Origin of the sequence: Sphingobium phenoxybenzoativorans (genome assembly GCF_001757355.1) — a bacterium.
In the GTDB taxonomy this organism is placed as follows: Bacteria; Pseudomonadota; Alphaproteobacteria; order Sphingomonadales; family Sphingomonadaceae; genus Sphingobium; species Sphingobium phenoxybenzoativorans.
In genome coordinates this window covers 18,786-33,452 of sequence record NZ_MINO01000015.1, presented here as the reverse complement: position 1 = coordinate 33,452, position 14,667 = coordinate 18,786, and the positions used below count along the sequence as shown (strand labels likewise).

The following is a 14,667-nucleotide window of genomic DNA, read 5'->3' as shown; positions in this document are numbered from 1 at the left end:
ATGCCTCATGCGCCGTTCGTCCCGCTTCGCGTATTTTCCTGTTACACCATGCTCGACGGCGCGATGGAGCCTAAAGCCATCGCCAAGCAGGCAAAGGCCTTGGGCTTCCCGGCGGTTGCGCTTACGGACCGCAACGGCCTCTACGCCTCGATGGCCTTTTCCGACGGGTGTAAGGGCGAGGGCGTTCAGCCCGTAGTCGGTGCGATGCTGGGCATCGCGCGGCCTGGGCGGCCGGCCAATGCGCCTCTCGTCATCGACTGGCTGGCGCTCTACGCGCAGGACGCCCGGGGATACGACAATCTGTGCGAGCTGGTGTCGATGGCGCATCTCGACCGGCCGATCGAGGAGCAGGCGCATGTCTCAATGGATGATCTGGAGGGGCGGACCGAGGGGCTGATCGCCCTGACCGCCGGGGGCGAGGGCGCACTGGCCCGGCTGTTCGCCGAAGATCAGCCGGACGCTGCAGAGGCCGTGGCGGACCATCTGGAGGCGTTGTTTCCAGGCCGCCTCTATATCGAGATTGTCCGCAGGCTTGATCCGGTGGAGGGGCGGGCGGAACCGCACCTTCTGGATATGGCCTATGCCCGCGACCTGCCTTTGGTGGCGACGAACCCCACCTGCTTTGCCGAGCAGAATTTCCATGAGGCGCATGACGTGATGCTCTGCATTGCTGACGGCGCCTATGTCGACAATGCCGACCGCCGGAGAAGCTCTCCCGACGCCTGGATGAAACCGGCGGCTGAGATGAAGCGGTTGTTCGAGGATTTGCCGGAGGCGCTGGCCAATACGCTGGTCGTCGCGCAGCGCTGCGCCGTGGCGGCTCCCAAACGCAAGCCGATCCTGCCCAGCCTTGCCGGCGATCTGGAGGGCGAGGCCCGGCAGCTTCGAGAGGATGCGGCGGCGGGGCTGGAAGCGCGGCTGGAGAAGCTGGGTATTACCGGCGAGGAAGCGCGGCAGCCCTATCTCGACCGGTTGAAGTTCGAGACCGACATCATCATCCAGATGGGCTTCCCCGGATACTTCCTGATCGTTGCCGACTTCATCAAATGGGCGAAAGACAACGATATTCCTGTGGGACCGGGGCGTGGATCGGGTGCGGGGTCGGTCGTGGCCTGGGCGCTGACGATCACCGATCTCGACCCCTTGCAGCTTGGCCTGCTGTTCGAGCGTTTCCTTAATCCGGAACGCGTGTCGATGCCGGACTTCGACATCGACTTCTGCGAAACCCGGCGTGGCGAGGTGATCCGCTACGTCCAGAACAAATATGGCAGCGACCATGTGGCGCAGATCATCACATTCGGTAAGCTGAAGGCGCGGGCGGTGCTGAAGGATACCGGGCGCGTCCTCCAGATGAGCTATGGCCAGGTCGACCGCCTCGCCAAGCTGGTGCCGAACCACCCGACCGATCCCTGGACGCTCGAGCGCACGATGAACGGCGTGACCGAGTTCGTGCAGGAATATAAGGGCGATGGGCAGGTCCGCCGCCTGATCGATTATGCGATGAAGCTGGAAGGTTTGCCCCGGCACAGCTCCACCCATGCGGCGGGCGTGGTGATCGGCGACAGACCGTTGTCCAAGCTGGTGCCGCTGTATCGCGATCCTCGCTCCGACATGCCGGTGACCCAGTTCGACATGAAATATGTCGAGGGCGCGGGGCTGGTGAAATTCGACTTCCTTGGCCTGAAAACCCTGTCGGTGCTGCAGAAAGCCGTTCAGTTGCTCAAGAAGCGGGGCGTTACCGTCGATCTGGAGACGCTCGCCTGGGACGATGGGGCGGTTTACGATCTTCTCCAGCGAGGCGACACGGTCGGCGTGTTCCAGTTGGAATCGGAGGGCATGCGCAAGACGCTGGCCGCCGTGCGTCCGACGAATTTCGGCGACATCATCGCGCTCGTGTCGCTCTACCGGCCTGGTCCTATGGACAATATCCCGATGTTCGGCCGCCGCAAGAATGGGCAGGAGAGCATTGAATATCCGCACATCCTGCTGAAGCCGATCCTGGAAGAAACCTACGGCATCTTCGTCTATCAGGAGCAGGTGATGCAGGCCGCGCAGATCCTGGCGGGATATTCGCTGGGCGACGCAGACCTTCTGCGCCGCGCGATGGGCAAGAAGATCAAGGCGGAAATGGACGCGCAGCGCGAACGCTTCGTCAAGGGTTGCGCCGAGCGGAGCGAGATTCCCAAGGCCAAGGCGAACGAACTGTTCGATTTGATCGACAAGTTTGCCGGATACGGCTTCAACAAGTCGCACGCAGCCGCCTACGCCTTGCTTGCTTATCATACTGCGTGGCTGAAGGCGCATTACCCGGCGGAATTCTATGCCGCATCCATGGCGTATGACATCCATCTGACCGACAAGCTGACGGTGTTCGTCGACGATATGCGGCGCATGGGGCTGACCTGCCTGCCGCCCGACATCAATGTGAGCGAGGCGGATTTCTCCGTTCAGGCGGTGGAACTGCCGGAGGATGGCGATCCCAGGCTGGGTTTCGCTGTCCGCTATGCGCTGGGCGGCCTGAAAGGTGTGGGCGAGAAGGCGATGGAGGTGCTGGTCGCCGAACGCGACGCCAATGGCCCCTTCCTCAGTCTTGACGATTTTGCAGACCGGGTGGAGCCGCGCCTGTTGAACCGCCGGCAACTGGAAAGCCTGGCGGCCGCGGGCGCGTTTGAGAGCATTCATGCCGACCGCGCAGGCGTCCATGCGGCGGCGGAGACGATCCTGTCGGTGGCCGCGAGCGCCGCCGAGGCGCGGCAGAATGGGCAGGGCGGCTTGTTCGGCGGCGAGGAGATCGCCCATGCCGATGTGCGCATTCCGCCGCATCAAACATGGTCGAACGCCGACAAAATGGCGCAGGAGAAGGATGCTTTCGGCTTCTATTTCTCTGCGCACCCTGTGGACCGTTATCGTCACATTGCCGAGGCGAAGGGCGCGCGCAGCTATGGCCTGATCTGCGCCCAGCCGACAAGCGACGCCGGTGGACGGACGATGGCGACGATGGCGGCGCTTATCGAGGAAGTGCGGTGGCGCGACACGAGGCGCGGCGGCCGCTATGTTGCGGCGACGCTATCGGACGCCAGCGGCCAGTTCCAGGCAAGCTGTTTCGATGAGGATAGTTGCAAGCTGATCGAGGCGCTGTGGAAAGAAGGCGATTGCGCGCTCTTTTCCGTCGAGCTTGACCGGCAGCCGGGTGAGGAAACGCCGCGCGTCACCATCCGGCTGGCGCAGGCGCTGGGCCAGATCGCCAATTCCGCCCGGATGGAGTTGTGGATCGATGTCGACGATGCCGGCGCTGTCCAGGCGCTTGCCGCCATTATGGGGCGGAGCCGCGGCGGCAGGAGCGAGGCGTTCCTGCGCGCGCCGCTGCCGGAAGGGGGCATGGCCCACCTGTTCATCGGCGACGACTTCACCATCGATGCCGATCTGGTGGAGGCGATAGGCAATGTGCCCGGCGTCGCTATCCACCGGTTCGAAACCATGCCGGTCAACAAGGATGGATACCGGGTGCGTTCCCGCCGGTCCCAGATGCGGTCGGTCAGCCCGATGCGAGCAGCCGGATAAGCGCGCAGCAGCCCGAATAACAGCCGCTTGAGTCGCGGATCATTCAGTCGCATCATCACGCCATAAGGAGAGCGATGATGATAGGCGGGATGCAGGACTTCGCGCTGCGCATATCGACGCTGATCGATCATGCAGCGCAGGAACATGGGGCGCGGCCGGTGGTCAGCCGCTATGCCGATGGTTCGATCGAGCGGAGCAACTGGGCGGAGGTCGCACATGAAGCGCGGCGCGTGGCGCAGGCGCTGGAACGTCTTGGCATCAGGCCGGGAGACAGGGTGGCGACGCTGGCCATGAACCATGGCCGGCATGTCGCGGCCTGGTACGGCGCGATCGGCATGGGTGCGGTGCTGCATACGATCAACCCGCGCCTGTTCGACGATCAGATCATCTATATCGCCAATCATGCGCAGGACCGGGTTCTGTTCTACGATGCAGCGCTTGCGCCGCTTGTCGACCGGTTGAAGCCGCAGCTTCAGACCATAGCGCATTTCATCTGTTTCGATGGGCCAGCCCCGCTTGAATATGTCCGTCTGACAGCGGCCGAAGATGGGGATTATCGCTGGGCGGAGGGGGATGAGCGCGACCCCTGCATGCTCTGCTATACCAGTGGGACGACCGGAAACCCGAAGGGCGTGCTTTTTTCCCACCGGTCGGCGGTGTTGCACGCCTTTGGCGGCATACAGCCGGATTGTCTGGGGCTTGGGTCGGCGAGCGCGGTGTTGCCGGTGGTGCCGATGTTCCATGTCTGCGCCTGGGGCATACCATTCGCCACGGCGATGGCGGGCAGCAAATTGGTGCTGAGCGCGACGAACGAGGCCGAAGCGCTGTGCGACCTGATGAAGGCCGAGCAGGTGACCCACAGCGCGGCCGTTCCGACCGTGTGGATGGGCATGCTGGCCCATGCCGACGCGACCGGGACCGCGCCGCCGCCCCTCCAGCGGGTGGTGATCGGCGGGTCGGCGGCGCCGCGCGCCATGGTGTCGCGCTTGATGGACCTGGGCATCGGCGTCAGCCATTTGTGGGGCATGACTGAGCTGTCGCCTATCGGCACCGTGTCGCGGAAGGGCGCGAATTTCGAGGCTCTGTCGCGCGAGGAGCAACTCGACCTGCTCGAATATCAGGGGGGTGCGCCCTATGGCGTGTCGATGCGGACCGTTGATGACGCCGTGAATGTATTGCCCCGCGACGGGATCAGCAGTGGCCGGCTGCAGGTGCGGGGTCCTTGGGTCATCGAGCGCTATTTCCAGGATGAGAGCGGCCCGGCGGTCGATGAGGAAGGCTGGTTCGATACGGGCGATGTCGCCACCATCACGCCGGACGGGATGATGCGGATCACCGACCGGGCCAAGGATGTCATCAAGTCCGGCGGCGAGTGGATCAGTTCGGTCATATTGGAGAATGAGGCGCTGGGCTGCCCCGGCGTGGCAGAGGCGGCGGCGATCGGCCTGCCGCATCCCAAATGGGATGAGCGGCCATTGCTGATCGTCGTGCCCAAGCCGGGCGCGGCACTGTGCGAGACGCAGGTGCGCGACCATCTGTCCACCCGTGTTGCAAAATGGTGGCTGCCGGACAAGGTGATCTTTGCCGACAGCCTGCCACATACGGCGACAGGCAAGCTGCTCAAGACGGCCCTGCGCACGCAATATGCGGATGTGGAGCTTTCCTCGTAGCGTCTAGAACAGCCGCAACTGGTCGCCCTCCGGCGGGCGGAACAGGTCGGTGCGCAGGACCAGGCGCGGACCGCCCAGGCCGAAGCGCTGGCGGGCCTTGTCGAAACGGGTGCGCAGCAATTTCGCCCATATGCCCTGGCCACGCATCCGGTTGCCGAAATTGGGGTCGTTATCCCGTCCGCCGCGCAGATCCCTGATAATGCTCATCACCTTGCCCGCGCGATCGGGATAATGGGTCTCCAACCATGCGCGGAACAGGGGAGCGACCTCATGCGGCAACCGGACGGGAATGAAGAAGGCGTCCCTGGCGCCAGCCTGCGCCACACGCTCTATCAACGCCTCCATTTCATGATCCGTGATGGCGGGGACCACGGGAGAGATGGAGGCGTAAACGGGGATGCCAGCTTCGTTAAGCCTGGCGATCGCGGCAATCCGGCGCTCCGGGTGCGGAGCGCGGGGTTCGAGCGTGCGGGCGACCCTGGGGTCTAGGCTGGTGACGGACAACATGACGCCAACAAGATTGTCCCTGGCCATGTCGGCCAGCAGGTCGATATCGCGCAGCACCCGGTCCGACTTGGTCGTTATGTAGAGCGGGTGGCGGGTTTCCGACAGGATTTCAATGATCTGCCGGGCTATGCGCCAGTCCTTCTCGATCGGTTGATAGGGGTCCGTATTGGTGCCCATCGCAATTGGCGTGACCCTGTGCCCCGGCTTCATCAACTCGGCGCGGAGCAGCATCGGCGCATCAGGCTTGGCAAACAGCTTCGTTTCGAAATCGATGCCTGGCGACAGGTCATGATAGGCGTGCGTGGGCCGAGCGAAGCAGTAGATGCAGCCATGCTCGCAGCCCCTGTAGGGATTGATCGACTGATCGAAGGCGATATCGGGAGAAGCATTGCGGGTGATGATGGTGCGCGGATGTTCGACAGTTACCGTCGTGCGAAGTTTGGGCGGTTGGCCGTCAATGCTTTCCAGCGCGTCGAGCCAATCGCCGTCAGCCTCCCGCATGGGAAGCTGAAAGCGCGTGCTTGCTTCGTTGCGCGTGGCGCCGCGCCCGCCATTTCTTCCCATACCGTATTGGAACATAAAGTGAACAAATAGGCAAGGCGAATGCGGTGGCTACCCCGCTAAGTTGCGGAAGTTGCGGGTATCAATCGTATCTTTCAAATTCGCCGGGAAAGGCGGTGCTGTATGGCCGGCTGAGAGCAGAAGTCGCACGTTGGCCGTGCGGAAATTCACGATTTTTCAATGGCATGGGAAGGCGCTTCCTACGGTTTCAAGGAGCGGGAGAAATAGCATTAGCGGGGGATGTAGGACAGGAATGTCCCGCGAACGCGCCCTCATGCAGCCTCCGCTGGCCTAATGACCGGAACCGTTCTTGTCCCTCTATATCTCGCGCAGACGCGGCATCAATTCGACGAAATTGCAGGGACGGAAGCGGTTGTCGAGCTGGGTGACCAATATGTCGTCCCAGCCGTCCTTCACTGCGCCGGTCGAACCGGGGAGGGCAAAAATATAAGTGCCGCGCGCGACACAGGCGGTGGCGCGGGACTGGATGGTGGAGGTGCCGATCTTCTGAAAGCTGAGCCAGCGGAACAGTTCGCCGAAGCCGGGGATTTCCTTGTCCTGTACGGCGGCGAGCGCTTCGGGCGTTACATCCCGGCCCGTGACGCCCGTACCGCCGGTAGTGATGATGCAGTCGATCTGCGGATCGTCGATCCAGGCGTGCAGATGGGCGATGATGGCGGACTTGTCGTCCCGCTCCAGATAGCGGGCGGCGAGGATATGGCCCGCCGCCTCTATCCGCGCGACAAGCGTGTCGCCGGATTTATCCTCGGCGGGGGACCGGCTGTCCGATACGGTGAGGACAGCGATCCGTACCGGCGTAAACGCTATGCTTTCGTCAATCGGCACCGGCGGAAAACCCGCTTGGCGCGCCAAGGCGCACAAGTTTCGTGCCCTTCGCGCCGGGGAATTTCGGCCACATGCCCTGCGCCATGCCGGTCAGGCAGTCGGCGGAGCCCTTGGCCTGGATCTGATACATCCAGTAATTCCGCATCACGATATTCACATAGGCGCGGGTTTCATAATAGGGCAGGGATTCAATGAACAGCAGCGGGTCGCCGCCATCCTTCACCTGGCTGTTCCAGCGCGACACCGGCAGCGGACCGGCATTATAGGCGGCCATGACCTTGGGCAGAAGCCCGCCGGTCGCGCTCATATCGCGAAGCTGCTCCAGATAGCGTTGGCCATATTCCATGTTGGTCGACGGATTGTAGAGCTGGGCCGCGCCCACCGCTCCGCCGGCGACATCGCCCGCAGTGCCGGGCAGCACCTGCATCAGTCCGACAGCGCCAGCCGGGCTGACGGCATCGGCGCGAAACCCGGATTCCTGCAGCGCATGGGCGTAGAGCAGCGAAGGATCGACGCGCCAGCCGCCATCCGGCCGCCAATGGGGGGCGGGGAAGCGGGCGAAGCTTGCTGCCTGCTTGCCGCCCGGTCCGTTATGGGCGAGCCAGAGCTGGGTCTGCGGCAGGTCGAGCGCGCTGGAGAGGCGGAGAAGAGCGGTATATTGGGTGGTGCCGCCCAATTGCGCCTGTCGCCGCAGCGCCTGATCGGCAAGGCCGTTCTCGCCAATTTCGTTCAGGGCGATGGCGGCGCGAACGGCGGGACTGTCCTTCAGAATGCGCCAGTCCGCCTCGCCGAAGCGGCCCGCGCCCGCCGTGCCGACCGGCATGCCCAGTGTTTCACGGGCGAGCAGGCCGTAGAATGTCTCATCCGCGCGGGCGGCGGTGCGCAGCAGATTTTCGACCTTCGCCGGTTCGCCGCACGTCATGTACGCGCGGGCGGCCCAATAGGCTCCGGCCGAACGCATGTCCGCATTGCCTGCAAGCGCGGCGACATTGGCGAAGGCGGGGGCGGCCGCCTTGCAGTCATTCTGACGCCAGGCGGCGAGACCCGTGGTCCAGTGCGCCTGAACGCGCCAGTCGCCGCCAGCGCCGCCCTCCAAAGCCTTGGCGGCGAGACGGCGGGCATTGGTGTCGTCATTGCCGATATAATAGGACCAGGCGACCCGCTGGCGCCATTCCATCAATCCCTCGGCCGTCAGCGTGGGCGCGGCCGCGTCGATCAGCGGTTCCGCCGCGCCGGGGCTGTCCGCCTTGATCAGCGGCAGGATCTGCGTGCCGAGCGCCTGGGCGGCGAGATCGGTCTTTACCGAGGCGACATATTCGCGGCGGGGGGCGGCGCCCATCCACAGCAGCTTCTGCACCTGCGGCAGTTCCGGCAGGGTCTGCGCGCCGCGCTTCTGCGCCAGCTTGCTGAGCTGGTCGGCCTCCGGCAGCCAGTTGGAATTGTTCAGGAGGGCGAGGAGATCGAACAGCTCCACCCTGGGCGAATTCTTGCCGAGATAGATTTCAGACAGGACGACCGGACGGAGCGGGTCTTTCTCTCCCATGGCGGCGACCAGCGCCTTCGCCTCGGTCCAGCGGCCGCCGCGAATCGCGGAGAAGATCGACCGCGCGCGAACGGCGTCTGTTTCGCTCAACTGCGCCGGAACGGCATTTTCGCGACCGGCCGGGGTGGTTTCCGCCGCCGCAGCGACCGGCATAACCGATATAGCGGCCAGGGATACCAAACAGGCGAAAGCAGAACGGATCACGAAGGCAGGTCCTCAATCAGATATTGCAGAGCGCGCCAGCTTTGCGCCTTTGCCTCCGGGTGCTTCAGCAGAAACCGGGGATGACGGCTGGCTATTGCGGGCACCGTGCCCGCCGGATGGTTAACGGACTGCAAACCGGACGGACGTTCGAGCGAGTCCGCCGCCAATAGTGCACGGTTCGTCTTTTCTCCCAGCAGCAACAGGCGCTGCGGAGCGGCCAAAGCGATGTGATGGCGCATGCGGGTCGCCAACATTTCCAGGTCCTGATCATGCAAAATGCCGCCGGGCGCGCGGGTCACGGACAGGGAAGAAAGGTAGATATCCTGCCGGGACCGGCCGATTGCGGCCATCATGGCATCGAACAGCGCGCCGCAATTGCCGGAGAGCAATGTCCCCGTCTCGGCATCCTCCGGATCGGGCAAATCGCAAATGACCATGATCGCGGCGTTTTGCGCGCCGGCCGGCAGGATGCGCTGGCTCGACCAGCCAGCCTCATGGATAGACGGGTGGGTGGTCAGCCATGCGTGGAAGGCGTTCAGGTCATTGGGCAGGGCGTCCGGGCGATCAACGCGAGGTGCGTCTCCGCCCGGTGACGCTGGTCTGACACGTGCGGGCGCAACCGCGGGACGGAGCCAATTGACCGGCAGTTCGTTGACGGCGTGATCGACCCCGGCGAGCGCCCACCACGACAAGAGGGACTCGGCGGCATCCGCCGGTCCATTCTGCACAATTCCCCGCATAACCTGCACAGGGTCAGAGGTTGACGAGGGGGTCAAGAATGGTCATCGCCCAATCTGTCAAACCGTTAGATGGGTGCGATGACCGGACATGCTGACCAGGGGGGCGTGCATGCCGCCGGTCGTGAGGAGGAGGAATTATGAGCGACCGGGAATCAATGCCCTATGACATCGTCATCGTGGGCGGCGGACCGGCCGGATTGTCCGCAGCGATCCGGTTGAAGCAACTGGCGAACGAGGCAGGCAGCGAATTGTCCGTCTGCGTGCTGGAGAAGGGGTCGGAAATCGGCGCCCATATCCTTTCGGGCGCGGTGATCGACCCCAAGGCGCTGGACGAGCTGATCCCAGATTGGCGTGAGCAGGGCTGTCCGCTGGCGGAGGTGCCGGTGACTGACAACCGGCACTGGATTCTGACGAAAACCAAGCAGTTTTCGATGCCGCACATCATGACGCCCGGCTTCATGCACAATAAGGGCACCTATACCGGGTCGCTGGGCAATCTGTGCCGCTGGCTGGGCGAACAGGCCGAGGGGCTGGGCGTGGAGATATTCCCCGGCTTCGCCGCCGCAGAGATCCTCTATAATGAGGACGGGTCGGTGAAGGGCGTTGCAACGGGCGATATGGGTATTGCCCGCGATGGCGAGAAGAAGGGCGACTGGCAGCCCGGGCTCGAGCTGCACGCCCGCTACACCTTCTTCGCGGAAGGCGCGCGGGGGCACCTGACCAAGATATTGAAGCGCCAGTTTGCGCTGGACGCTGATTGCGAGCCGCAGGTCTATGGCCTGGGCATGAAGGAATTGTGGGATATCGACCCGGACAAGCATCAGCCCGGACTTGTCATCCATACGCAAGGATGGCCGCTAACGGACGCATATGGCGGCGGTTTTCTCTATCATCAGGCCAATGGGCAGGTGGCTCTGGGCTTCGTGGTCGGGCTGGGGTACCGAAACCCGCACCTTTATCCGTTCGAGGAATTTCAGCGCTGGAAGCAGCATCCGGCGATCCGGCAATATCTGGAGGGCGGCCGCCGCGTATCCTATGGCGCGCGCGCGATCAACGAAGGCGGCTGGCAATCCGTACCGAAGCTGGAATTCCCCGGCGGCGCGCTGATCGGTTGCTCAGCGGGCTTCGTCAATGTGCCGCGCATCAAGGGCACGCATACGGCGATGAAGTCGGGAATCCTGGCGGCCGAGGCGGCTTTTTCCGCCATATTGGCCGACCGGACGAGTGACGAGCTGACCGCCTATGGCAGCGCGGTGCGCGAGAGCTGGATCGCCGAAGAGCTGAAGCTGGTTCGTAATGCGGAGCCGGCGCTGTCGAAGTTCGGCAACACCATCGGCACGCTGATCGCGGGCATCGACATGTGGATGCGCACGCTGAAGATCGGCCTGCCCTTCACGCTGAAGCACAAGCCGGACAATGAGAAGCTGTGGCGCAAGGAGCATTGCGCCAAGATCGACTATCCCAAGCCGGACGGTAAGATCAGTTTCGACCGCCTGTCATCCGTGTTCCTGAGCAACACAAATCATGAGGAGGATCAGCCGGTCCACCTGCAGCTCAAGGACCCGGCGATCCCCATCGACTATAACCTGCCGGTATTCGACGAACCGGCGCAGCGTTATTGCCCGGCGGGGGTTTATGAGGTCGTGGGCCTTGACGAAGGCGCACCGCGATTCCAGATCAACGCGCAGAATTGCGTGCACTGCAAGACGTGCGACATCAAAGACCCCACGCAGAACATCAACTGGGTGGTGCCGGAGGGCGGCGGAGGACCGAATTATCCCAATATGTAAGCGCCCGCCACGTTCGATCGTCCTGCCGCTGCTGGCTGCAAGCCTGCACCCCGTGGCGGCTGGCGCGAACGTGGATACCCCGGCGCTGAACGCCTATGCGCGGGCGCGGCTGGCCGATGGGGAGGGGGCGCTGGACCTAGCCGTCAGCAGCTACCGGCAGGCGCTTGCCAATGATCCGTCCAGCAAGGTGGTGGCGCTGCGCTCCTACCGGCAGGCGATCGAGAGCGGTGACAAGAAGCTGGCGCTGTCATCCGCCTATATTCTGGACCGCGCCAACGCGCTGCCGAAGGACGGCACGCTGCTGATGACGGTCGATGCGCTGGACCGCAAGGATTGGGCGACCGCGCGGCTGCTGTCGCGGCGACTGGTCAAAGAGGATAATTTCGCCTTTCTCGCGCCGATCCTGGATAGCTGGATATCCACCGCCAGCGGCCCTTATGCGGCCCCTGCGGCCGGGCCGGATGGACGGCTGGGCGCACTCACCCAGCGCTATGTCGATGAGCATAAGGCGCTTCAATTGCTTTCCCAAGGGCGGACGGATGCGGCCATGCCGGTTATCGGCCATGCGCTGGTTACGTCCGGCGGGGTTGCGGCGAGCATGCGATTGGCATTCGCGACGCGGCTTGCGGCGCAGGGGCGGAAGAATGAGGCGCTGGCCCTGCTGCCCGCCACATTGCCGGGTGTTGCAAGCGTCCGGAAGGAAATAGGGCAGGGCAAGCGGCGCCCTGTGCCGCCGATCACGCCGGCGGAAGGGTTTGGCCGGTTGCTGGGGCGGCTGGGCGAAGATCTTTCGACAACGGATTCTCGCGCGATCTCACTGGTATTGCTGCGGTTTGCGAGCTTCGCTGACCCGGCGAATGCGGAATATCGCGCGGGTGTCGCCCGGCAGCTCGTCATTCAGCGGCATCCCGACAGCGCATTGATGGAAGCGGAAAAAGTGTCCGCGAAAAGCCCCTTCTATCTGGCGGCGCAGGAAGTGCGGGTGACGGCCCTTGTCGCGCGCGGCGACCAGGAAACAGCGGTCGCGCTGGCCCGGCAGATCGCCGCCCGGCCCGATGCGGGGGCGGCGGAACAGATACGGCTCGCCAATATCCTGGCTGACGGCAAGCATTATGACGCCGCGGTCGACGCCTACCGGGCGGCGAAGGCGCGCTATCCGGCGGGCGGCGTGCCGTGGAGCCTGTATCTGCTGGAGGGCAGCGCACTGGAGCGCGGCGGCCGGTGGGTGGAAGGCAAGGCGGCGCTAGAGAAGGCGGCGGCGCTTGCGCCGGAGGAAGCCGCGGTGCTGAACTATCTTGGCTATGCGCAGGTCGAACGGGGACAGAATGTCGAGGCGGCGCTGGCGCTGCTGGAAAAAGCCAGCCGGTTGAAGCCGGACGATCCCTCCATCACGGACTCCCTTGGTTGGGGCCGGTACAAGGCGGGCGATCCGCAGGGCGCAGTGCCGGTATTGCAGAGAGCGGCGGAAGCCGCGCCGGACGATGTGACCATCAACGAGCATCTGGGCGATGTGCTCTGGGTGGTCGGGCGGCGTTTCGAGGCGCGCTATGCCTGGTCCGCGGCGAGCACCTTTGCCGATGCCCCGGATGCGGAGCGGATCGCGCAGAAGATGCGCGAGGGGCTCAATCCGCGCGACGCGGCCTATTGAGGCGATTGCGGGCGTGATTGAAGAAAAAGCCTACGCCAAGATCAACCTGGCGCTGCATGTCCGCAACAAGCGGCCGGATGGATTTCATGAGCTGGAAAGCCTGTTCGCCTTTGCCGAGGATGGCGACCTGTTGCGGGCGTCGGCGCGCGATGACGGGGCGATCCATCTTTCCATCGACGGGCCGTTCGCGCAGGGGCTTGAGGCAGGGGCGGGCAATCTGGTCGTGCAGGCCGCGCTGGCGCTGAAGTCGGCGAGCGGGACGGGTAATGGCGCGGATATCCGCCTGACAAAGAACCTGCCCATTGCTTCGGGTATTGGCGGCGGGTCGGCGGACGCTGCGGCCGCGCTCCGGCTGCTGGATCGTTTGTGGGGCCTTGGTTCGGGGCGGGACGCCTTGCTGGCGATCGCCGATCCGCTTGGGTCGGATGTGCCCGCCTGTCTTGTCAGCCGGACCTTGGTCGGCACGGGAAGGGGCGAGGCGCTGGATGTGCGCGATTTGCCGGGGCTGGCTGGCGCGCCGCTGTTGCTGGTCAACCCAGGGGTCGCGCTGTCCACCGGGCCGGTGTTCCGGGGGTGGGACGGTGTAGACAGAGGCGCGCTTGACGCCTCACGCCTGGACGCGATTGCCGGTGAAGGCCGCAACGACCTGCAGCCGCCCGCCATTGCCCTGGTCCCGGAGATCGGGGAGGTGATTGGCGCGCTGAAGGGCTGCGCCGGTCTCTCCCTCGCGCGCATGTCCGGGTCCGGCGCGACCTGCTTCGCATTGTTCGCCGATGCCGCCGCGCGGGACGAGGCGGCGGCGCGGATCGGGACGGATCATCCCCGATGGTGGATCATGGCGACAAGGATAAGAGGCGAATGAGCGAGGCCTTCACAATATTGCGGGGCGGCGACACGCAGATTTTGATCATCGGCGACCATGCGTCGAACAAGGTGCCCGGCGATATCGACCTGGGGATCGATCCGGCTCTGCTCGACGCGCATGTCGCCATCGATATCGGTGTGGCGGAGGTCGGCGCGCTGCTGGTGGCCGGGCTTGGCTGCACGGCGATATTGGGCGGCGTCTCGCGCCTCGTGATTGATCTCAACCGCGAGGATGACGCGCCGGGGCTGTTGCCGGTGATGAGCGACGGGCATGCCATTCCAGGCAACCGGACCGCCGACCTTGCCGAGCGGATGATCCGTTTTCACCACCCCTATCATCATGAAGTGGGGCGATTGCTTGGCGGCATGACGTCACCCTTCATCCTGTCCCTGCATAGTTTCACGCCGGGGCTGGCCAGCAAGCCGGAGGAGAAGCGGCCTTGGGACATCGGCATCCTGTATAATGAGGACGACCGGGCGGCGCGGATCGCCATCCCGATGCTGGAGGCGGCGGGGCTGAAGGTCGGCGATCAATTGCCCTATTCCGGCAAGACCTTGAATGCGACGATGAACCGGCACGGGGAAGCGAATGGCATCCCTTATCTGGGCGTCGAAATGCGGCAGGATCTGGTGTCTGACGCAGGTGGTCAGCAACGCTTCTCTGAAATATTAAAATTAATTTTGATCGAATGCCGCAACATACTTGCGTAACGGGTGCAATTCTGGGAAAGCG

The 14,667-nt window shown here is 64.2% G+C and carries 10 protein-coding genes; 6 read left to right on the top strand and 4 right to left on the bottom strand.

The genetic code is table 11. From position 1 onward, the window contains the following. Positions 1–3,561 carry a DNA polymerase III subunit alpha gene (gene dnaE, locus BHQ40_RS10080; protein WP_070155471.1) on the top strand — a complete coding sequence of 1,187 codons (3,561 nt, stop codon included), beginning with the start codon at positions 1–3 and terminating at the stop codon, positions 3,559–3,561. Between the two features lie 77 nt (positions 3,562–3,638). Continuing rightward, positions 3,639–5,231, top strand: coding sequence for a long-chain fatty acid--CoA ligase (locus tag BHQ40_RS10075; protein WP_070155469.1), 1,593 nt, complete (start codon positions 3,639–3,641; stop codon positions 5,229–5,231). A gap of 3 nt (positions 5,232–5,234) precedes the next feature. Here the strand turns inward: BHQ40_RS10075 and BHQ40_RS10070 are convergent, their stop codons facing one another. The 4 genes from BHQ40_RS10070 to BHQ40_RS10055 form a co-directional block, all read right to left on the bottom strand. Beyond that, complete coding sequence (locus BHQ40_RS10070) at positions 5,235–6,302, bottom strand: PA0069 family radical SAM protein (protein WP_070155467.1); 1,068 nt, start codon at positions 6,300–6,302, stop codon at positions 5,235–5,237. 315 nt (positions 6,303–6,617) lie between these two features. After that, entirely contained in the window at positions 6,618–7,145 is a 528-nt protein-coding gene (moaB, locus tag BHQ40_RS10065; protein ID WP_070155554.1) for a molybdenum cofactor biosynthesis protein B, read from the bottom strand. Continuing rightward, positions 7,135–8,841, bottom strand: a complete 1,707-nt coding sequence (locus BHQ40_RS10060) for a lytic transglycosylase domain-containing protein (RefSeq protein WP_083276827.1) — start codon at positions 8,839–8,841, stop codon at positions 7,135–7,137. The genes moaB and BHQ40_RS10060 overlap by 11 nt, the downstream gene beginning before the upstream one ends. Positions 8,842–8,888: 47 nt before the next feature. Further along, positions 8,889–9,620 carry a uracil-DNA glycosylase family protein gene (locus BHQ40_RS10055; RefSeq protein WP_253183317.1) on the bottom strand — a complete coding sequence of 244 codons (732 nt, stop codon included), beginning with the start codon at positions 9,618–9,620 and terminating at the stop codon, positions 8,889–8,891. A 149-nt stretch (positions 9,621–9,769) separates the two neighbouring features. Between BHQ40_RS10055 and BHQ40_RS10050 the strand changes: the two genes are divergently transcribed. The 4 genes from BHQ40_RS10050 (at position 9,770) to BHQ40_RS10035 (ending at position 14,645) form a co-directional block, all read left to right on the top strand. Next, the gene (locus tag BHQ40_RS10050) at positions 9,770–11,422 is read left to right on the top strand and encodes an electron transfer flavoprotein-ubiquinone oxidoreductase (protein WP_070155461.1); all 1,653 of its coding nucleotides are present in this window, start codon (positions 9,770–9,772) and stop codon (positions 11,420–11,422) included. 70 nt (positions 11,423–11,492) lie between these two features. Beyond that, complete coding sequence (locus tag BHQ40_RS10045; RefSeq protein WP_253183316.1) at positions 11,493–13,070, top strand: tetratricopeptide repeat protein; 1,578 nt, start codon at positions 11,493–11,495, stop codon at positions 13,068–13,070. A 13-nt stretch (positions 13,071–13,083) separates the two neighbouring features. Further along, positions 13,084–13,932, top strand: coding sequence for a 4-(cytidine 5'-diphospho)-2-C-methyl-D-erythritol kinase (locus BHQ40_RS10040; protein WP_253183315.1), 849 nt, complete (start codon positions 13,084–13,086; stop codon positions 13,930–13,932). Further along, positions 13,929–14,645, top strand: a complete 717-nt coding sequence (locus BHQ40_RS10035; protein WP_070155458.1) for an N-formylglutamate amidohydrolase — start codon at positions 13,929–13,931, stop codon at positions 14,643–14,645. Before BHQ40_RS10040 ends, BHQ40_RS10035 begins: the two co-directional genes overlap by 4 nt. Positions 14,646–14,667: the final 22 nt, after the last annotated feature.